Origin of the sequence: Enterobacter kobei (assembly GCF_001729765.1) — a bacterium.
Classification (GTDB): domain Bacteria; phylum Pseudomonadota; class Gammaproteobacteria; order Enterobacterales; family Enterobacteriaceae; genus Enterobacter; species Enterobacter kobei.
Genome location: NZ_CP017181.1, coordinates 3,707,537 through 3,725,235 on the forward strand (window position 1 = coordinate 3,707,537; position 17,699 = coordinate 3,725,235).

Sequence of the window (17,699 nt, forward strand, 5' to 3'; positions counted from 1 at the left end):
TCTTTGACCGTTACGAACTGATGACCTCATTACAATTTATTAAGTGGATCTGTATTTATAAGCCCGCAACGCTGAAGAGCATCGTAGGTATTTTTCTTTTCAGCTGTTCTGGTGATAACAAGATCATGGTCAAGAGACAGTATTTTCTCGTCGAAATTGCGCATAACCTCGTCTATTTTTCTTACGAATTCCTTGTGCTGTGGCCTGTCTATATCTCCAGGGATCAAAGCTTTTAAGGGCTTCTCTGACATGAACTTAGCCGAAGCATCACTTTCATTAGATGCAGAGAGCCATTTGGCTTCCTCGTCTTCAGTCGCTGCCCCCGGGAGTAAAGTATCCTTATATTCCTCCGTATGGCTTACGAGTACCGGTACAGAGGCCGACAAGACTGCACCAGTTATGATTTCATTACCGCTACCGATAACCTTTAATTGTGCCCCCCGATAAATCATCTGAGCCAATCCAATGTTGCCTTTAGATAAAATGAATAATTTTTCGTTTAACTCATCATTTAATGGTGTTTCAACATTTGTCCATTGTAATGGCCATAAATAATGAATAAACGATTGCCAGTCTTGTGAGTCGTATCTGACATTTGAAATTTTCATATAACCACCAGACTCTGCCCGCCTGGCAATTCTCATTTTCTTTGTCAGAGTCTCGTCAAAAGGATGATTTCCACAAAAAACCATAGATACCCCCATCGAATCTACAATTTCATGTAAAAAATCAATCAACTTACTCTCACCTCCAGTTCTTGAAAATTTTAGCCTCTGCATTTCATCAATAACAAGGATACCTAAAAATGATGATTTTATTCTTTGCGCAATCTGGCGAGCCAGAGCACCATTTCTAATCTCTGGTGTAGTTCGTTCAATACCAATTGCATCATCTAATTTTTGTAAAATCTCTTCACAAAGGTCTTTCACACTTGAGTTGTATGGACAATTAATCTTTACCCATACGATTTGCTTACTGAAGCCGGGAAAAACTCCTTTATAGCTGCTGTGTTCTATAATCTGAGGGAAATGATCCATGACTTGCTCGATCATGGTAGTTTTTCCAGAACCACTCATTCCAACTATCGTAATGGTTTCAGCCTGGGATTTAAAATATCCACTTTCGGGTTCAATATCAGGACGCTCAGTCCCATAGTAATGAAGATATTGAATAGTTCCGCTTTTTAAAGGATTACGGGCTGCATAGCTTTCCCTAAGTGCCCGTAAAATCATTTTATAAGCCTGGATAAGATTGGTTTGAGGGCAACGGAATTTCTTTATACGTTCGACATACTGCTCTCTAACATTCGCCGGGGCAGTCCAGCGGATTTTTTCGTCAATTTCGGGAAAATAACTCATTTCCAGAAGTACTTCATCTTCCGTAAGCGCTTCAGGAAGTGCTTCAATTAAGGGGTTGCCACGATACTCAGGTAACTCCTGTTCTTTATATATCGCTGAAACGCTCCGTATAAGGTTCATTATTCTGCGTCCTCAGTCTTCTTCTTACCTTTTAACCATCTTTGTTTCTCCTCCCGGCCAGGCAAAAGCAGAACCTTACTGGATGACGGAAGTAGGGGTTCAGGTCTTCCATTAGCAACATCAGTTCGCCCTAATGAATCAAGTTCATTTTTCCTGTTCTTTTTAATATCTTTACCATGTACCCGTCGAGATTCGTATATTTCATTTAATCTTTCGTTACCTTTCTTGTTAAAATCATCTTTATTATTGATATTGCTGAGTGAATTCAGAGTAAATAAATTAATTTCTTTTTGAGTATCTACCCAATCAGCCATTACATCTGTATCAAGATGAGCTTTACCTTTAAATATATCTCTTTTCTTAAGCAGGTAATGCTTTTTGAAAATGCTATTTTTGTCAAATCTTACATATATATAATCTACGCAATTGTCATCTATTCTTGCTTCACAAGTGGTTCTTCCAAATACTCTGGCACCTGATGCAATGTCTGGATCACATTCATAAAAAAGATTATTGTACTGAATCCCACCGGCGGTAATGTTAGCGTTCACAGGGATCAACAATCGTGCGATCACTTCGTCGGCCCCAACGGCTCTTGCGCTGAATCTCCCGTGCTTTAAGCTTATCATCCAACTATTTTTTGGTGATATTACGAGATCATTTTCAATCAGTAAGGGATTGATATAAGCCAGTTCTTCATATGTTCTCTGATTATGTGCAAGTATCTCCCGAATCAGTAAAGACGTGACCTCCTGAATCGTTAAACAAGCCCTGGATTGCGGTGTTGGCTCTCCTTTAACAATCTTACCCCTTCGTGTTGTTCCAATAAGCCTATGAATAACTTCATCATTTAGAATACCGAAACAGCGTTCAACAATGCTTTTTCTGTCGCCTCTACCGACTGGCGCAAACTCAAGTTTTGTCAGGGGGGTCATCTTTTCCTGAGGTTTAAGACCAATCATCTCCCCGTTGTCACACATCAATGTTAATGGAATATGAGAACAAGGCCAATCATCATTAGTAATAGAGATTCCAAATAATCTACAATATTCTTTTTTTGGCATAAAGCAATTTGCTAACGCTTGTCGGGCAGCTCGCCATGAAGCATGGTATAAAGAAACATGAAGGCCAACAATCATTCTTGTTGCGCGATCCACCACTGTATAAATAGTTGGGCGCCCAATGACTTTTCGTCTGTTTAAACTCGAAATAAGATGTACATCAGCGACAGTTGAGTCTATTTCGAAAACATCACCCGGTAAAACAGTTGTATTAGCCGCACTACCTAAAAGCGCCCGCATTTTGAGGTCTATTTCTTTTTTCGTGTTCTTCTTCTTTATCGAGAAATCTTTAGTGAAGAGTTTTTTATTCCAGTATGAAAATTGTTTTAAAGAAGGAACATATGGAGCTCTATTTTCTAAGTTCGCTGTTTTAATTTCATCCCTAAAATACAAATCAATATGTCTCTCTAATGTTTTCTTTATCGTATCTCCGTTAACTTTATAATGATACATAATGAGAGATTTTCTAATATTATTTATATCTCTTTCATTAAGAATGAAAACACGTGAACGTTCATTAGGTAATGCTCTGTTTTTCTTGGAATTCCCAAGTTTAATTTCATGTTTGATTCTACTTTTCCCAGCGGCACCACAGTTCGAGAATGCGGGTAGCAATGCATAAATATCCTGCCCATGTCGCCAGTACAACGCCAGAAGCGTTCTGATAGTATATTGTGATATTTTTTTATTTCTGGAGTAGTCCATTAAAAGGTGAGACTTTTTATGTAATGCATAGTCGAACAGAAACATTCTGTCATCTACAAGATCTTTAATGATATTGTAATTTTCATCTCGCCTTCCCCTGTCTTCATCTGTTATTTCTTTCTCATCTACTAACATATATGAAGGGTATATATAATCTTTACAAGTTATGCTATTTGATTCAATATAATATTTAAACAATGAAAATGAGAAAGGAATTGGCTTACCCGTTCTTTCTGATTTTATTTTAAACAAAATTAACAAATCAACCTTTTTGTCAAAATCCAAAACACGATAAAGCCCCTCTGCAAGCAAATCAGTGCCTTGAGAGAGCCAGACTGAATTTCTAATAATATCCATTTGCGTTCAGTCCTATATAGTGGCCATTGGATATTATCTTTATCAGACCGGTTTCGAGTATTGGATATGATAAATCAATTTTTATCATTTTTAATCCAATCATTGCCTGCAATAACATCATCGCTTCTTGTGCATCTACCCCAATGATTGATGAAATCATTGCACGTAGTCCCACTATGGGATAAACATCTGGTTTAAGCTTCCATAGGATTTTATCAAGAGGATATTTATCATAAAATTCAGAACCATCTCTTAATACAGAAGTAGCCCAGCAAATGTTTTTACCGACGACGTTATTGAGTTCCGAGCCAACATAAATTTGAAACTCAACATCAATCAACTGCCAAAACATCCTCTCTATTTCAAGTTTTTGGGCTTCGCGTTCAGGTATGCTCTCGTTATGTTTTACTGCTATAGCTTTGTATCGAAGTCCGCCTTCAGGAGTTCTCAAGGTCAGTAAAAAATCGGTTGTCATAACATTCAGAACTTCGACAGGTACTCCTCTTACTCCCCTCACCATAGGATGTTGAAAATGTAGATGATTTGCTATTTGTTGGGTAAGCCGGAGAGGAAAGAGTGGGAATTGTTCCCGGATATCAATCACCGAGTCATTAAACTCAGCCAGATAGAAAAAGTTACTTTCGACAGAAGAAAGGAGATGATGGTTTCGAAACGTCTTAAGGCCAAAGACTATCGAACGGTTTCCACGGGATTTAACGTCCTGAGCTCTAAGCCAGGGCTGATAACTTTGGCCATAGCCCACTCCTATGCCGTCACCTAGCGCATTTTCATAATCCAAATAGGATTTGAGACGCCTACCCCTACCCATGATCGTACCCAAAAAACGACATTGATACGTACCTATATGTGCATTTTATAGTCTCCAACCCTATAACCACACATTCAGTAAGTATACAACATTAGCGTCGTTTTTTGAGAATGGTTACAACTTTAGTGCTTTGTGTACAACTTTATTGTCTTCGGACAACTGCGCAGGAACCCGCGAAAGGTTCAACCAGACGCGGGCCAGCGGGGAGGTGCTTTTTAAGTTCGGACATGATGGCGGTTTTGTTTCCCGCCCATTTCAGGATAGTGCTCATACAACGCCTCCGTTGTAGTGCTTGCCTTTAAGCTCTGCGATTTCCTGACAGGTCACACAGCACTGCACGCCGGGAATAGCGCGGCGGCGAGCTGGCGGGATCGGAGCATCACACTCCGCACAGAGAACACGGGAAACGCCCGGCACTTTGGCGCGGGCATTGTTGATATGGCGCTCACGATCTTCCTGTTCGCGCAGTTGGGCGAGGTCCATTGAATCAGCCATTAATGCAGCTCCTGCGCTTCGTTCTGGATGCGAACCGCTTCAACGCGAAGCAGTTCGGCCGCCTCGATATGGCTCAACTGACGGGAAACGATGCGCACGGCCAGACTATCCAGACGAGCCGCCATTGCATCAGCGCGGCAACGGCGCTCATCCATGCGCGTTTCATTTAACAAAGCGAACAGGCCAGCATCGTCTGGGCCTGTTTTCGTTGAGTGGGTTTTAGTATTTTTCATATTCATTTCCTCAGAATTCGGGCAAAAAAATGCCCGGCGGGTTTACGCCATAAAAAACGGGTTAATTACTTAGATATAACCAGAAACAGGGACGGGCTTACTTTTAATTTGGTTGATAATTTCAGCCTGCAAACCTTCTTTAAATTCTTTGCAGCATTCCCATTCAGGATCGACACGCAAAACAGCACCATCGCGGGTTTTAATTTCAAAACCTTCTGCCATATTTGGGATTATCACGCCCAGAATAATTCTCAACTCATTGCGAGACATGTTTCACTCCTTTAATAATCAAGCGAACAATGCGAATAATTAAAAAAGCTGACGGCTTAGCCGATTTAGATTTCAGCCCGTTTAATAATTCGGACTGATCACGGCACGGGTGCCAGCGTTTACCGTTTTCCCCAATAATCCATCCATGGCCGTAGTGCATTGCCGGGCTTTGCTTTACCAGCAGCGAAGCGAATGAAGGTTCTTTATTAAGCATGAGCACCTCAGATCAGACCAAAAGACGCGCTGAGGCCCGTCACTGTATCGACAGCACTTGCCATTGCCGGGTTGTACTGTAGGCGCGCGTGCATGGAAACAGCTGTAAGCGCCATCAAACGAGTAACAGAATTGATGCTTTCGATAACCTGGCGGCGTTCCGTTGTTGTCTGGTGTTCGCCAGAAACAGCGCTTGCTGCAACGCGACCGATCTCTGCTGTAGCATTCAAAACGTAATGAGGCATTTTCTCGCTGGCTACTTCGTTAAGCGGCACACATGGCAGGCAATGGATTTGTGACAGGAACCCATCAACCAGCGTGGAGTCCTCAGTGATATCCGTCAGCAGCCAAATATCCGGCGCCGTGAGTTGATGCGGTTGCTCCGGGTTTAGTTTGTTGCGCAGCGTCTGGACGTTCATGCCTGCGCGGTCCGCCAGCTTCGCCATGTTGTGGCGCAGTGCGAAAGCGCGGCAGGCTTCATCAAAGTGTGGATGTTTGGAAATCTTATAATCAAACATGTGAGCCCCTTAAAAAGTTCTCATAATCTAACTTACTAACCAACAATGACACGGAAGTTGGAATGACCGAGAGACTCACGGACCTGATCGGTTTTGTACATTAAGTAACGAAGACTTACGCGACCTTTATTTTTCTCTTTTTTGACCATGTACTTAGCAAGCTGACCATGGTGAATTTTTTGGTATACAGATCCACGGGAAATACCTTCCCACTCCGCGAACTCTGCAGGAGTAGCCATCTCTTTTGGTACACGAATTGAAATATCTGTACTCATAGTGCAGTATCCTTAGGTTTAAGTTAGTTTTATCTCGTTTTAGCTCACTTTTCGGGATTCCCCTTTCGGGATAACCGTGATACTACGATCACTTTAAGTGATCGTCAATGGAGTATTTGATGATCAACATTCAGGCAGGTCCCAATACGGGAGGCAGAGAGGCTATCGAAAGATTGCTTAAGGCATATGGATTCAGCACCAAACAAGCACTAGCTGACCATTTAAAAATCTCAAAAAGCACTATGGCAAACAGAAACTTACGAGATAGTTTCCCTGCTGAGTGGGTCATCCAGTGTGCACTTGAAACAGGGGTTTCGCTGCTATGGCTAGCCACAGGCCAGGGTGAAATGTTCACTTCAGAAGACCGAGAAAAAATTCCCGTAAACGAGTCAAACGTCACGCTTCGACCACTTTCAAAAATCGTTGCCCCCAGCATTAAGCAAGCAGAATTGAAGAATGGAGAGTTGAATAACGAAGGGGAAGTCTTGCTTGATAGCAGCTTACTGGACAGTGAGCCCGGCAATTCATTGTTTATAAAAACGTCTACTGACTGCTTTGTAGTGGATATATCTGTCAAACAGGTTAGCAATGGTTACTGGCTTGTCGATATTGATGGGGTGAAAAGCATCGTCAAGATTGCCCGAATACCAGGCAACAGAATTGTTGTTCACCAGGACGACTCATCCTTTGAGTGTTCTGTTGATGATGTGGAAGTTGTCGGGCGAGCCATTAAAGTAATCAAGAGTATTTAGCCATGACCATTAGGAAACAGCCGAACGGAAAATGGTTGTGTGAGTGCTACCCTAACGGGCGGGACGGCAAGCGCGTGCGCAAGCAATTTGCGACGAAAGGTGAAGCAGTAGCATTCGAAAACTTCACCATGGATGAAGTGAACAAAAAGCCCTGGCTGGGTGAAAAGGATGATCGGCGGCGTTTGTCAGAATTGATTGAGCAGTGGCACTCCCTTTACGGCCGGACGCTCGCAGACCCCAAACGGCTTATGGCGAAACTGAACATTATCTGCAATGGGTTGGGAGATCCTGTTGCATCTGAGTTAACCGCTGGTGACTTTACGAGATATCGTGAAGCACGATTAAAAGGTGAAGTGCGTAACGAAGACGGCGCGCTAATGTCCCCAGTAAAGCCACGCACGGTAAACCTGGAACAGCGTAACTTATCATCCGTTTTTGGCACCCTGAAAAAACTGGGCCACTGGTCAGCGCCTAATCCGCTTGCCGGGCTACCAACATTTAAAATCGCAGAGGGGGAACTGGCGTTCCTGGCCACGGACGAAATTAAACGCCTGCTTGATGCTTGCGCAGACTCCCAAAGTCCCAGTCTATTGATGATCGCCAAAGTATGCCTGGCTACCGGCGCTCGATGGAGTGAAGCCGAAAACCTTCAGGGACATCAATTATCAAAATACCGAATCACTTACACCAAAACCAAAGGTAAGAAAAACCGAACCGTCCCGATATCGCAGGATTTATATGACGAACTCCCTAAAAACAGAGGGAGGTTATTCACGCCATGCAGAAAAGCTTTTGAACGCGCAGTAACGCGGGCTGGTATCGAGCTACCGGAAGGCCAATGCACCCACGTACTACGCCATACATTCGCCAGCCATTTTATGATGAACGGTGGAAATATCCTCGTTTTGAGGGATATCCTTGGTCACTCAGATATAAAAATGACCATGGTCTATGCTCATTTTGCACCTGAGCACTTAGAAGATGCCGTTACTAAAAACCCGCTCAATTCATTGTTTAGGAAATAAAAAATGACTCTTCATCAAATTTTATCTAAAGAACTGAAGGATCTATTTGTTTATATTTTAAGGCGTTCAACTTTTCGCCCCCCCATTAAAATAAATGGTGATATTGTTTCTGATTTTTCAAACCGATGCGAACAGTTCAAAGAGTGCCTAAATGATTACATCGATGATAACGATAATGCTGTATCAGAAAGAGTCAAATCAAGAATAAAAACAATCGAAAGATTACAAAATGGGCTTACTGAATCTCTTAAAGCATTTTTATCTGGTAATATAAAGGATGCCGGTAATGGTGCCAACTTACTGATTTAGTGTACGATGGTGTTTTTGAGGTGCTCCCGTGGCTTCCATCTCCATCAGTTGTCCCTCCTGCTCAGCTACTGAAGGCGTGGTGCGTAACGGTAAAAGTACTGCCGGACATCAGCGCTATCTCTGCTCTCACTGCCGTAAAACATGGCAGCTACAGTTCACTTACACCGCCTCTCAGCCCGGTACACACCAGAAAATCATTGATATGGCCATGAATGGTGTTGGATGCCGGGCAACCGCCCGCATTATGGGCGTTGGCCTCAACACGATTTTACGTCACTTAAAAAACTCAGGCCGCAGTCGGTAACCTCGCGCATACAGCCGGGCAGTGATGTGATTGTCTGCGCTGAAATGGACGAACAGTGGGGCTACGTCGGTGCTAAATCACGTCAGCGCTGGCTGTTTTACGCGTATGACAGGATACGGAGGACGGTTGTGGCGCACGTCTTCGGTGAACGCACTCTGGCCACACTGGAGCGTCTTCTGAGCCTGCTGTCGGCCTTTGAGGTCGTGGTATGGATGACGGATGGCTGGCCGCTGTATGAATCCCGCCTGAAGGGAAAGCTGCACGTAATCAGCAAGCGTTACACTCAGCGAATTGAGCGGCATAACCTGAATCTGAGACAACATCTGGCAAGGCTGGGACGGAAGTCACTGTCGTTCTCAAAATCGGTGGAGCTGCATGACAAGGTCATCGGGCATTATCTGAACATAAAACACTATCAGTAAGTTGGAGTCATTACCGGCACCACCGAGGAGATTTATATGATCTATCTGATCTTCGACTGCATGAGCGCCAACCGGGACGTCACGTTTAATGAGGAGTTTCAGGAGATCGCCTGGGTTAATCCGGAATCGTTAAAAGATCTGGATCTCAACGAAGCTACCCGTATGACCTTCGCGCAAAAGGGTCTTCTTTAATCGCCCACTGCCCCGGCGTTTTACCGGTCCATGTTCTGAAAACCTCAATGAATGCGCTGACGCTGCTGTAGCCGCAGGACAGCGCAATCCACCCTACCGGATTCCCTGCCGCCAGTTAACGAAGTTCATTCCGCCCGGCGAAGTGCGGTACGATTATACACCCCAACATACCGCGCAAATTTCCCAATAAATACGCCGGCAAACACGCCCCCGGAGACGATCGCCAGCGCGCTCATGGCGGGATGTTGCATCGTCTGAGGCGAAACCGCGCTCATCACCCCCAGCACATACTTCACGCCAAACGCCAGCATCATAAACGGCAGCGCGGTGTAGTCTGCCTGGCGGTAAAGCGTACGCGGCGCATCTGCCCGGGTGATAACCGCCCGCTTAATCAGGAGATACCCCAGCGCGGCACCGGCGAAGATCCCCGCCGTCCACAATGCGACAGTCGCAGGGGTCAACGTGCGATAGACCACCAGATCGTAAATATCCCACACCAGAAAGATCGCCGGGATAATGGCAAGCCTCTCCAGCGTAACGGTGGCGGGCCTGCGGGCTTTGATACCACGGGAGATAAGGAAGATAAACAACACCCACACCCAGGCGGGCGTGTGCGTAACAACACCGATCAGAAATTCAAACATGGAACTCACCATGAACGATCGCGGCCCGTGCCGCCCTGAACGCGTATTGCGCATAACGGCAGAAATGCCATTATGCGCAGGTCTTTTAAAGCGATTTCTTCAGGCGCTGCACCGCCTCTTTCAGCTGCTCATCTGTTGGTGTCACAAACGACATGCGCAGCGTGGTCTGGTCCGGTTCATTGCAGTAGAAAAACTCGCCCGGGACAAATACCACGCCGTTGCTTAACGTCTTTTCCAGCCAGCGGGTGGTATTCATACCGTTGTTCATTTTCGCCCACAGGAACATGCCGCCTTTAGGCTTGTGGAACGACATCACATCACCCAGCTCCGCTTCCAGTTCGGTGGCGAAGGTCTGGTATTTCTGGCGATAGGCTTCGCGGATCATCTTAATCTGCCCGGCCAGGCGACCGGTTTTCAGGTACTCATACGTCATTAACTGCGACAGCGTGCTGGTGTGCAGATCGGTGGTTTGCTTAAGGTTCACCACCCCACGCTTCAGCCACTCCGGCACCAGCACCCAGCCTACGCGGGTGCCCGGCGCGAGTATTTTAGAGAAGGTTGAGGTGTAGACCACGTTCTCTTCGTTACCGATATCTTTGGCATGGGCAATTAACGGGCGGAAGACCTCATCGGTGTAGTTAATTTCGCTGTACGGGTCGTCTTCAATAATGACGAAATCATAGCGTTTCGATAATTCCACCAGATGTTTACGACGCGCTTCAGAGAGCGTCACGCCGCCCGGGTTACCAAAGGTCGGGACGATATAAACCGCTTTGATGGTTTTCTTTGCCACCAGCGCCTCAAGTTCGTCGACCTTCATGCCGTCGCCGTCGGTGCCGACGGATTCAAAATTCGCCTGCGCCAGGCCGAAAACCTGCAGCGCGGCAAGATAGGTTGGACGTTCGACGACGACGGTATCGCCTGGGTTAATTAATGCACGCGCCAGCACGTCGAGAGACTGCTGCGAACCGGACGTCACCACCACGTCATCGGCTTGACAGGCAATGCCTCGTCCTTCACAGATGCGTTGGATCTCTTCCCGCAGTCCTGGAAAACCTTCGGTCAGACCATACTGAAACGCCTCGCCAAAATGTTGCGATAAGACGGCATCCGCGGCTATTTTAAGCCCTTCGTGATCGAACAAATCGGGGTTCGGAATCCCTCCGCCCAGCGAAATCACGCCAGCCATTTTGCTATGTTTTAATAATTCACGGATGGCAGATGATTGCAGGCCCTGCGCGCTGCTGGCGAGTTTGTTTGCAGACATTCTTTGATTACCTTCTTTTTTTATATTGTGCCCAATCTTAGCAGAATATGGGCGATAAATTCCGTTAGCTTCGGAAGAGGACGTAAATCCTGGCGCCACAATAAATGCACCGGCCTCGGCGCGGGGGTGAACGGCTCCAGTACCCGAATCAGCCTGCCGCTTGCCAGCTCTTCCGCCACCAGCACTTCCGGTTGTAGCAACAGCCCCGCCCCTGCGCGTGCCGCCATACGCAGGCCATAGCCGTCGTTACATCTTAAGATGGCATCACGCTTCCAGCGTACTTCCCCTTCCACGCCCGGTAGCCGCCACTCGTTACGCGCGGTCCATACCGTGTGCGAAAGACACAGATGATCCACCAGATCGACAGGCGTTTGCGGCGTACCGTATCGCGCTAAATAGTCCGGTGCGGCGCAGATCACCATGTTGTAGGGGCACAAATATTTCGCCACCAGATCGTCATTGCGAATATCACCAATGCGAATGGCCAAATCGACCCCCTCCTCCACCAGATCGACCATTCGGTTAGTCAGATCCAGTTCGATGCGCACCTGCGGGTAACGTTGTAAAAAGGTGGCGGTGAGCGGGGCGATCACGCAGCCGCCAAACGACGTAGGCGCCGTGACGCGCAGGGTTCCGGCCGGTGTGGCACGCAGGCGTTCAACCGCGTTTTCGGCGATTGAGACCTGCTCCAGCACCCGTCTGGCTTCTTCAAAATAGACGCGGCCCGCATCCGTCAGGCTCTGACGACGCGTGTTACGCTCAAGCAGGCGGGTGCCAAGCTGGGACTCCAGCAACGCAATATACTTTCCCACCATGACCGCCGACATCTCCAGGCGGGAGGCCGCGCCGGTAAAGCTGCCGCTTTCTACCACCGCGATAAACGTCTCCATGCCGCGAAGCTTATCCATATTCCGAACCTCTGGTTAGCAATCTTCTAACTTTAGCCCAGTTTATCTGACTTTTTATTTATTAAAGAATGAAGGCTCACACATAAGGAGTCTGCTATGAAAATCGTGATTATTGGTGCCAGTGGTACGGTCGGTCAGGCAGTAACAGAAGCGCTAAGCCGCCGTCATGAGGTGATCCGCGTGGGTCGTACCCAGGGCGACTATCAGGTGGATATCACCTCGCAGGAGAGCGTGCAGGCGCTGTTCGAGAAAATTGGCCGGGTGGATGCCATTGTCTCCGCCAGCGGTGGCCTCTACTTTGGCCCGCTTGCGACCATGAAAGACAGCGACTTTAATCAGGGCCTGCAGGATAAACTTCTGGGGCAGGTGCGCCTTGCGCTAACCGGCCAGCACTATCCGAACGAAGGTGGCTCTATCACCCTGATTAGCGGCATTGTGGCGCACGAACCGATTGCCCAGGGAGTAAACGCCACCACCGTGAATGCCGCACTGGAAGGGTTTGTTCGCGCCGCAGCCTGTGAGCTGCCGCGCGGGATCCGCATTAACCTGATTAGCCCGACGGTCCTGACGGAATCCGCTGAAGCGTACGACGGTTTCTTCCCCGGCTTTGAGAGCGTCCCCGCTGCAACCGTGGCGCAGGCCTATCGCCGCAGCGTGGAAGGGGTACAGAGCGGTCGGGTGTATAAGGTTGGTTACTGAGCCTTACGGGCGGCGATCAGCACCAGCATCGGGCGCTCTGCCTCTTCGGCCAACGCGGGCCAGGCCGCAATTTGCCCCTGCGTTGGCCCCCATTCGTTGACTTCGCTTATCGTTAATCCGGCCTTGATCAGCGCGTTGAGCGTGGTGCCAAGCGTACGGTGATACTTGATCACCCCGTCCGCCAGCCAGTTGCTGACGCGCTGGCTCTCGTCCTGATAATGGTTCACGCCCCAGAACCGCTCGCCGTTGTCGTCGGTCAGCCAGCCCTGGCGGGTGGCGCAGGTGTAAATGGGGTGCTCTATCGAGAAGACCAGGCTGCCACCGGGTTTAAGCGCGCGCTGAACGTTGGCGAATAACGTATCCAGTTCCGGCAGGTAGTGCAGTGCCAGCGAGCTGTAGACCAGGTCCAGGCTGTTATCTTTGAGCGCCAGCGACTCCAGATCGCTACGCTGATAATGAATCTGTGGGTCAGCGGTAAGCTCCGCAGCCCGGGCGAGCATCTTTTCTGAGATATCAACACCCGTGATGTCAGATGCACCCAGGTCGCGCGCAGCGCGACAAAACCAGCCGTAGCCGCAGCCGAGATCGATAACCGATTTCCCGGTTAAATCCGGCAGCATGCTTTTCAGCGAAGGCCACTCCGGCGCACCGTCCAGCCCCTGCACCGAGCGCGGAAGCTGGGCGTAGCCTTCGAAAAACGCCGGGTTGTCGTAGATATTTTGTGCCATGGCAGATCCCTCTTTAAGAATGTGACTCCCAGTATAAAACATTGCCGGGTGGCGCTGCGCTTACCCGGCCTACGATTTGAGGGTTTCAGTAGGCCGGGTAAGGCGAAGCCGTCACCCGGCTCGCCTCTAGCCCACAGTACCCCAGACCAGATTTCCCTTATGGAACGTCGCGGTACGCGGTGAAATCCGCGCCACGGCTTCGGCGGAGCACGAGGCATCCACCAGCACAAAGCTGGCATCGTCCTGCGCTTTCGGCCACACCCGTTCGCCTTTGTCGTTCAGCGGCAGAACGTCACCGGTCGCGATACCGAGCGCCCGGGAAAGCGTCTGCTCGTTCGGGCGAATGTACAGCTGCGCGTAAAGATTGGCTTTTTCCAGCATATCTCCCAGGCCGTACGGCGACCAGTGGTCGATCACGCTGTCGGTGCCGGTCATGACAAACACGCCCTTATCACGCAGCTGTTTCAGCGGCATATGGAGGGTACCAATCGGCACGGTAGAGGCGATGGTCACCTGCTGCGCCGCCATACGGGTCGCAATCGCATCCACCTCCTGCTCGTTAAGCGTCGCCAGCGCGAAGGCGTGGCTGATAGTCAGCTTGCCCTTCAGCTCCGGCGTTTTCTCCACCGTTTCCACCATGTAATTCACCGCCGCCACGCCCGCCGGGCTGGTTTCATGCAGGTGAATATCCACCCCTTTGTCGTAATCCAGCGCAATCTGGAACATCAGATCGAGGGATTTCTCCATCGCGCCGTCGACGTTCGTCGGGTCCAGCCCGCCCACGTAGTGCGCACCGGCCTGCATCGCGTCGCGCATCAGTTTTTCAGAATGGGAAAGCAGCAGTCCGTGCTGTGGAAACGCGACAATTTCACAGTCAAAGCCAGGCTGGCGGCGCGATAACACCGCCTGCAGATTTTCCAGGTTTTTCAGGCCGGAAACCGGCTCAATGTTGCAGTGGCTGCGGGCGATGGTGGAACCTTTCGACTGGATCAGGTCGATAAGTGCCTCCGCGCGTTCCTGGGTGTAGGGCTGCAGTTCCGGCAGCAGCTTCTGCTCAAGGCGGATCATGTCCTGAATCGTGGTCCCCGCCGGGCGGTTCAGGGAGCGCCACGGACCGCCGTAGAAGGTTTTATCCAGATGGATGTGCATGTCGCGCATCGCCGGGAGCATCAGTTTTTTACCCGCGTCATAGTGAGGCAGAGACGCGTCGGCGTGGCTAATGTTATCGCGCAGGGCGACGATCTTGCCGTCTTTAATCTCCAGCGTTTTCAGCTCGGTGCGAGTGCTCGTCGCCACGCTGCCGTCGAAAGTAAACCCGGCTTCGAGCAGCACGTTGTCCAGATAGTAATGCTTCGCGGTGATGTTCATCGGTTTACCGGTCTCGCAGGCGGGCGCAGCGGTATCCGCAGCATACGCGACGGAGCCGGTGGCACCAAACAGCGCGCAGGCGGTGACCATTTTGCCGCTCTGGCTGATAAATTCGCGGCGGCTTTTATTATCATTCATCTTATTTTCCTTCATTCACAATATGGGTACCGGTTTCCCCGCGCAGTGCCGCGGGCAGACAGTCCGGGGAGGTGATAATCACTCGCCTGCCGCCGTGGTGTAAAAATTCCAGCGAGGCCACGATTTTGGGCAACATGCTCCCTGCCGGGAAATGGCCTTCCTCCATGTAGCGCGTCATCTGCGCCACGTTGACGGTATCCAGCGCCTGCTGGTTCGGCTTGCCGAAGTGAATGCACACCTTCTCCACGCCGGTGGTGATGACCAGCACGTCGGCGCGGATCTCCCGTGCCAGCAGCGCGGTGGAGAGATCTTTATCTATTACCGCGTCGACGCTGCGGTAGTCGCCCTGCTCCGAGCGCACGACGGGAATTCCTCCACCGCCCGCGCCGATCACCACAAAACCTTTTTGCGTCAGCGCCTTGATGGCATCTGCCTCTACGATGCGCAGCGGCTGCGGCGAGGCCACGACGCGGCGATAGCCGCGGCCTGAATCCTCGACAAAATGCCAGTCCGGGTGCGCCTGCTGCAGATTATTGCGCTGCGCCTCGCTGAAGAAAGCGCCAATCGGTTTCGTCGGGTGCGTAAAGCCGGGATCGTCTTTATCCACTTCGACCTGGGTGACGATCGTGACCGCTTTTTGCTCCCCGCGCCCCGCCAGGCGGTTATTAAGTGCCTGCTGGATCAGGTAGCCGATTCCGCCCTGGGTATCCGCGACGCAGTTTGCCAGCGGCGTCAGAGGGAGCCCTTCCCGTTCGTGAGCGATTTCGGCCCGGCGCAGATCCAGCCCCACCTGGGGACCGTTGCCGTGGGTGAGTACGATGTCATAGTCGGAGGCCAGCATCTCGAGCACGGACTCTGCCACCGCTTTGACCGCCTGCGCCTGATGCTCAACCGACTGGCTGGCGTTGTCTTTGATAATGCTGTTGCCGCCGATGGCGACGACCATAAGCTCTTTCATACGTTTTCCTTCGCAACGGTACCAGTCGCAGCGCTCGCCGCTTCGCGGCTATCCAGCACATGCTTCACCACAAACATGCCGCCCATCATCAGGTAGGCCGTAACGAACATCAGCGAACTGCCTTCGGCAAAGCCCACCACCGGGGCGTGGATCACCCCAAACAGTGCCAGCAGCGCCCCACCCGCGGCCGCAACGGCCCCGCGCAGCGGCTTGTTGATGATGGCGAAGATAGCGATACAGCCCCACAGCATGCTGGCAAGCGGCGCGCCGTTGCCGAGATGCATCAACCCTTCATAGTAAATCCCTTTGCTGTGCAGCACGTCGGTGCCGATTTTCGCTGCGCTGGTCCCTGCCGCATTCATCACGCTGTTCATCATGGTGAGCGCCCAGTTGGCGATCCACGGGAACAGGCAGATGAAGATGACGGGCACCTCCACTTTCGGCGTTTCCCGCACCACCTGGTTAGCGGTAACGACGCCGATAAACACCAGAATGGGCACGATGGCAGTCATCGGAATGATGGCGAGCATAAACGCCCCCAGCCCGAACAGCGGCACGATGAACATGGTCACCCCGGAAGCCAGCGTGTAGCCAATGCTGGCCCCCATCGCTTTCCAGCCCGGGTGGCCGACGTAGACCGTGACCGGGAACGGGTTACCCATCAGGCAGCCCAGCATCGACGCCAGACCGTTCGCCAGCATCACCTTACGGGTCGGGTACTCATCCCCCGCCGCGTGGGCGCTTTCGATGTTCTCCAGGTCAAAGATATAGTTCGCCAGCCCCAGCGGCACGGCGGATGCCAGATACGGCAGCGCGTGCGGCAGCCCCTGCATAAAGCTGTCGACGTGCACTTCCGGCGGGTTAAAGCCGAAGGATGACATAGACGCCTTAATGGCTTCCGGGCTTTGCAGCCCCGAGATCCACGCTAATGCCGTACCGGCAATCAGCAACAGCAGACCGGTCGGGATTTTGGCGAAAATCGGCTTTTTGCCGAACCAGTTGATAAAAATCAGCAGCAGTACGATGAATGACACGGTCGGCGCTTCAAACGCCTGCAGCATCGGGTTCATCGCCAGCAGCAGCAGGCCTAAACCGGAGAGACACGACAGCAGCACGGTGCGCGGGATCATCTTGCGGATGGTCTCCCCGAGGAACGAACCGCCCGCGAGGATCATTGCTTCCACAAAGCACCACACCAGACCGATCTGAATCGCGAAATCCGCATCCCCGGTCTGCTGGTAGACTGGCATGAGGACCAGGAAGGTCACGGTAAAAATCGACGGCGCGCTCGGGCCGGACGGCAGCGCCGTCACGTCCGTGCGCCCGGTGGCACGGGCCATCTGCAGGCCAAACCAGGCATAACAGATGCTCGCCACCAGCACCGCCAGCCCGAAGGCTGGCGCGATGCGTCCATAAACAATCTCCTTCGGGATGCCGACGACAAAAATGAGCAGCCCCATCATGGTCAGCAAATTGGTCAGGTTGTTGGTCATCAACCCGAAATAAGCCGCCCAGTCACCTCTTTTCCACTCCAGTTTCATGTTTTTCATG

At 50.5% G+C, this 17,699-nt stretch carries 22 protein-coding genes and 2 pseudogenes; 6 read left to right on the top strand and 18 right to left on the bottom strand.

Translation table 11 applies throughout. The features are described 5' to 3' along the window. Nucleotides 1-29: 29 nt before the first annotated feature. The 10 genes and pseudogenes from BFV64_RS17920 to BFV64_RS17960 all read right to left on the bottom strand — a co-directional run bounded on the left by BFV64_RS17920 (nucleotide 30) and on the right by BFV64_RS17960 (nucleotide 6,434). On the bottom strand, nucleotides 30-1,478 hold the full coding sequence (locus BFV64_RS17920; RefSeq protein ID WP_069602323.1) for an ATP-binding protein: 1,449 nt from the start codon (nucleotides 1,476-1,478) through the stop codon (nucleotides 30-32). After that, entirely contained in the window at nucleotides 1,478-3,601 is a 2,124-nt protein-coding gene (locus BFV64_RS17925) for a TnsB C-terminal domain-containing protein (RefSeq protein ID WP_069602324.1), read from the bottom strand. Before BFV64_RS17925 ends, BFV64_RS17920 begins: the two co-directional genes overlap by 1 nt. Further along, on the bottom strand, nucleotides 3,588-4,430 hold the full coding sequence (locus BFV64_RS17930) for a TnsA endonuclease N-terminal domain-containing protein (protein ID WP_024551180.1): 843 nt from the start codon (nucleotides 4,428-4,430) through the stop codon (nucleotides 3,588-3,590). The genes BFV64_RS17925 and BFV64_RS17930 overlap by 14 nt, the downstream gene beginning before the upstream one ends. Before the next feature lie 154 nt (nucleotides 4,431-4,584). Next, nucleotides 4,585-4,701, bottom strand: a pseudogene (locus BFV64_RS24565) (DNA adenine methylase); the annotation flags it as partial. After that, the gene (locus BFV64_RS17935; protein ID WP_023307009.1) at nucleotides 4,698-4,925 is read right to left on the bottom strand and encodes a TraR/DksA family transcriptional regulator; all 228 of its coding nucleotides are present in this window, start codon (nucleotides 4,923-4,925) and stop codon (nucleotides 4,698-4,700) included. The pseudogene BFV64_RS24565 and the gene BFV64_RS17935, both read right to left, overlap by 4 nt. Next, nucleotides 4,925-5,158: a DUF2732 family protein gene (locus BFV64_RS17940; RefSeq protein WP_014884920.1), complete on the bottom strand. Its 234-nt coding sequence runs from the start codon at nucleotides 5,156-5,158 to the stop codon at nucleotides 4,925-4,927. Before BFV64_RS17940 ends, BFV64_RS17935 begins: the two co-directional genes overlap by 1 nt. Before the next feature lie 69 nt (nucleotides 5,159-5,227). Next, nucleotides 5,228-5,428: a hypothetical protein gene (locus BFV64_RS17945; protein ID WP_014884921.1), complete on the bottom strand. Its 201-nt coding sequence runs from the start codon at nucleotides 5,426-5,428 to the stop codon at nucleotides 5,228-5,230. After that, entirely contained in the window at nucleotides 5,415-5,642 is a 228-nt protein-coding gene (locus BFV64_RS17950; protein ID WP_014884922.1) for a phage filamentation protein Fil family protein, read from the bottom strand. The genes BFV64_RS17945 and BFV64_RS17950 overlap by 14 nt, the downstream gene beginning before the upstream one ends. A 7-nt stretch (nucleotides 5,643-5,649) precedes the next feature. After that, a complete protein-coding gene (locus BFV64_RS17955) occupies nucleotides 5,650-6,159 on the bottom strand; it encodes a phage regulatory CII family protein (protein ID WP_069602325.1) in 510 nt (169 codons plus the stop codon). 35 nt (nucleotides 6,160-6,194) lie between these two features. Then, nucleotides 6,195-6,434 (bottom strand): hypothetical protein, encoded by a 240-nt coding sequence (locus tag BFV64_RS17960; protein ID WP_000102104.1) that lies wholly within the window; start codon nucleotides 6,432-6,434, stop codon nucleotides 6,195-6,197. A 119-nt stretch (nucleotides 6,435-6,553) separates the two neighbouring features. Here BFV64_RS17960 and BFV64_RS17965 point away from each other — a divergent pair, with 119 nt between their 5' ends. The 5 genes and pseudogenes from BFV64_RS17965 to BFV64_RS17980 all read left to right on the top strand — a co-directional run. Next, nucleotides 6,554-7,186: a phage repressor protein CI gene (locus tag BFV64_RS17965; RefSeq protein ID WP_063849407.1), complete on the top strand. Its 633-nt coding sequence runs from the start codon at nucleotides 6,554-6,556 to the stop codon at nucleotides 7,184-7,186. A 2-nt stretch (nucleotides 7,187-7,188) separates the two neighbouring features. After that, nucleotides 7,189-8,211 carry a site-specific integrase gene (locus BFV64_RS17970; RefSeq protein ID WP_069602326.1) on the top strand — a complete coding sequence of 341 codons (1,023 nt, stop codon included), beginning with the start codon at nucleotides 7,189-7,191 and terminating at the stop codon, nucleotides 8,209-8,211. 3 nt (nucleotides 8,212-8,214) lie between these two features. Then, nucleotides 8,215-8,520, top strand: a complete 306-nt coding sequence (locus tag BFV64_RS25555; RefSeq protein WP_137984548.1) for a hypothetical protein — start codon at nucleotides 8,215-8,217, stop codon at nucleotides 8,518-8,520. Between the two features lie 28 nt (nucleotides 8,521-8,548). After that, a protein-coding gene (locus tag BFV64_RS17975) for an IS1 family transposase (protein WP_223216367.1) occupies nucleotides 8,549-9,246 on the top strand; the annotation gives its coding sequence in 2 pieces (ribosomal slippage) (nucleotides 8,549-8,798 and nucleotides 8,798-9,246; 699 coding nt in all). A 15-nt stretch (nucleotides 9,247-9,261) separates the two neighbouring features. Beyond that, nucleotides 9,262-9,438: pseudogene (locus BFV64_RS17980) on the top strand (NUDIX hydrolase); the annotation flags it as partial. On the opposite strand, the gene BFV64_RS24575 reads toward BFV64_RS17980, so the two are convergent. The 4 genes from BFV64_RS24575 to BFV64_RS17995 form a co-directional block, all read right to left on the bottom strand. Then, nucleotides 9,401-9,553 (bottom strand): helix-turn-helix domain-containing protein, encoded by a 153-nt coding sequence (locus BFV64_RS24575; protein WP_226882784.1) that lies wholly within the window; start codon nucleotides 9,551-9,553, stop codon nucleotides 9,401-9,403. The pseudogene BFV64_RS17980 and the gene BFV64_RS24575 overlap by 38 nt on opposite strands. Nucleotides 9,554-9,563: 10 nt before the next feature. Beyond that, nucleotides 9,564-10,082 carry a DUF6622 family protein gene (locus tag BFV64_RS17985; protein WP_059372920.1) on the bottom strand — a complete coding sequence of 173 codons (519 nt, stop codon included), beginning with the start codon at nucleotides 10,080-10,082 and terminating at the stop codon, nucleotides 9,564-9,566. Nucleotides 10,083-10,167: 85 nt separating this feature from the next. After that, a complete protein-coding gene (locus BFV64_RS17990; RefSeq protein ID WP_059372918.1) occupies nucleotides 10,168-11,349 on the bottom strand; it encodes an aminotransferase-like domain-containing protein in 1,182 nt (393 codons plus the stop codon). 20 nt (nucleotides 11,350-11,369) lie between these two features. Then, on the bottom strand, nucleotides 11,370-12,257 hold the full coding sequence (locus BFV64_RS17995; protein ID WP_069602327.1) for a LysR substrate-binding domain-containing protein: 888 nt from the start codon (nucleotides 12,255-12,257) through the stop codon (nucleotides 11,370-11,372). A gap of 96 nt (nucleotides 12,258-12,353) precedes the next feature. Here BFV64_RS17995 and BFV64_RS18000 point away from each other — a divergent pair, with 96 nt between their 5' ends. Beyond that, the gene (locus BFV64_RS18000; RefSeq protein ID WP_069602328.1) at nucleotides 12,354-12,956 is read left to right on the top strand and encodes a short chain dehydrogenase; all 603 of its coding nucleotides are present in this window, start codon (nucleotides 12,354-12,356) and stop codon (nucleotides 12,954-12,956) included. Here BFV64_RS18000 and BFV64_RS18005 read toward each other — a convergent pair. The 4 genes from BFV64_RS18005 to BFV64_RS18020 all read right to left on the bottom strand — a co-directional run bounded on the left by BFV64_RS18005 (nucleotide 12,950) and on the right by BFV64_RS18020 (nucleotide 17,698). After that, entirely contained in the window at nucleotides 12,950-13,684 is a 735-nt protein-coding gene (locus BFV64_RS18005; protein ID WP_059372914.1) for a class I SAM-dependent methyltransferase, read from the bottom strand. The two genes, BFV64_RS18000 and BFV64_RS18005, sit on opposite strands and share 7 nt — an antisense overlap. A 126-nt stretch (nucleotides 13,685-13,810) precedes the next feature. Beyond that, nucleotides 13,811-15,190: an amidohydrolase family protein gene (locus BFV64_RS18010; RefSeq protein ID WP_014884945.1), complete on the bottom strand. Its 1,380-nt coding sequence runs from the start codon at nucleotides 15,188-15,190 to the stop codon at nucleotides 13,811-13,813. A 1-nt stretch (nucleotide 15,191) separates the two neighbouring features. Beyond that, on the bottom strand, nucleotides 15,192-16,148 hold the full coding sequence (locus BFV64_RS18015) for a carbamate kinase family protein (protein WP_069602329.1): 957 nt from the start codon (nucleotides 16,146-16,148) through the stop codon (nucleotides 15,192-15,194). Next, nucleotides 16,145-17,698 carry a hypothetical protein gene (locus tag BFV64_RS18020; protein ID WP_014884947.1) on the bottom strand — a complete coding sequence of 518 codons (1,554 nt, stop codon included), beginning with the start codon at nucleotides 17,696-17,698 and terminating at the stop codon, nucleotides 16,145-16,147. Before BFV64_RS18020 ends, BFV64_RS18015 begins: the two co-directional genes overlap by 4 nt. Nucleotide 17,699 lies beyond the last annotated feature (1 nt).

What these genes read in the sequence shown, in the direction of transcription:
- BFV64_RS17920 (WP_069602323.1), bottom strand. Translation starts at nt 1,478, where the DNA reads ATGAACCTTATACGGAGCGTTTCAGCGATATATAAAGAACAGGAGTTA.
- BFV64_RS17985 (WP_059372920.1), bottom strand. Translation starts at nt 10,082, where the DNA reads ATGTTTGAATTTCTGATCGGTGTTGTTACGCACACGCCCGCCTGGGTG.
- BFV64_RS18015 (WP_069602329.1), bottom strand. Translation starts at nt 16,148, where the DNA reads ATGAAAGAGCTTATGGTCGTCGCCATCGGCGGCAACAGCATTATCAAA.
- BFV64_RS17995 (WP_069602327.1), bottom strand. Translation starts at nt 12,257, where the DNA reads ATGGATAAGCTTCGCGGCATGGAGACGTTTATCGCGGTGGTAGAAAGC.
- BFV64_RS17960 (WP_000102104.1), bottom strand. Translation starts at nt 6,434, where the DNA reads ATGAGTACAGATATTTCAATTCGTGTACCAAAAGAGATGGCTACTCCT.
- BFV64_RS17925 (WP_069602324.1), bottom strand. Translation starts at nt 3,601, where the DNA reads ATGGATATTATTAGAAATTCAGTCTGGCTCTCTCAAGGCACTGATTTG.
- BFV64_RS17935 (WP_023307009.1), bottom strand. Translation starts at nt 4,925, where the DNA reads ATGGCTGATTCAATGGACCTCGCCCAACTGCGCGAACAGGAAGATCGT.
- BFV64_RS17965 (WP_063849407.1), top strand. Translation starts at nt 6,554, where the DNA reads ATGATCAACATTCAGGCAGGTCCCAATACGGGAGGCAGAGAGGCTATC.
- BFV64_RS17945 (WP_014884921.1), bottom strand. Translation starts at nt 5,428, where the DNA reads ATGTCTCGCAATGAGTTGAGAATTATTCTGGGCGTGATAATCCCAAAT.
- BFV64_RS25555 (WP_137984548.1), top strand. Translation starts at nt 8,215, where the DNA reads ATGACTCTTCATCAAATTTTATCTAAAGAACTGAAGGATCTATTTGTT.
- BFV64_RS17950 (WP_014884922.1), bottom strand. Translation starts at nt 5,642, where the DNA reads ATGCTTAATAAAGAACCTTCATTCGCTTCGCTGCTGGTAAAGCAAAGC.
- BFV64_RS17955 (WP_069602325.1), bottom strand. Translation starts at nt 6,159, where the DNA reads ATGTTTGATTATAAGATTTCCAAACATCCACACTTTGATGAAGCCTGC.
- BFV64_RS18010 (WP_014884945.1), bottom strand. Translation starts at nt 15,190, where the DNA reads ATGAATGATAATAAAAGCCGCCGCGAATTTATCAGCCAGAGCGGCAAA.
- BFV64_RS17940 (WP_014884920.1), bottom strand. Translation starts at nt 5,158, where the DNA reads ATGAAAAATACTAAAACCCACTCAACGAAAACAGGCCCAGACGATGCT.
- BFV64_RS17970 (WP_069602326.1), top strand. Translation starts at nt 7,189, where the DNA reads ATGACCATTAGGAAACAGCCGAACGGAAAATGGTTGTGTGAGTGCTAC.
- BFV64_RS18000 (WP_069602328.1), top strand. Translation starts at nt 12,354, where the DNA reads ATGAAAATCGTGATTATTGGTGCCAGTGGTACGGTCGGTCAGGCAGTA.
- BFV64_RS17990 (WP_059372918.1), bottom strand. Translation starts at nt 11,349, where the DNA reads ATGTCTGCAAACAAACTCGCCAGCAGCGCGCAGGGCCTGCAATCATCT.
- BFV64_RS18020 (WP_014884947.1), bottom strand. Translation starts at nt 17,698, where the DNA reads ATGAAAAACATGAAACTGGAGTGGAAAAGAGGTGACTGGGCGGCTTAT.
- BFV64_RS17930 (WP_024551180.1), bottom strand. Translation starts at nt 4,430, where the DNA reads ATGGGTAGGGGTAGGCGTCTCAAATCCTATTTGGATTATGAAAATGCG.
- BFV64_RS18005 (WP_059372914.1), bottom strand. Translation starts at nt 13,684, where the DNA reads ATGGCACAAAATATCTACGACAACCCGGCGTTTTTCGAAGGCTACGCC.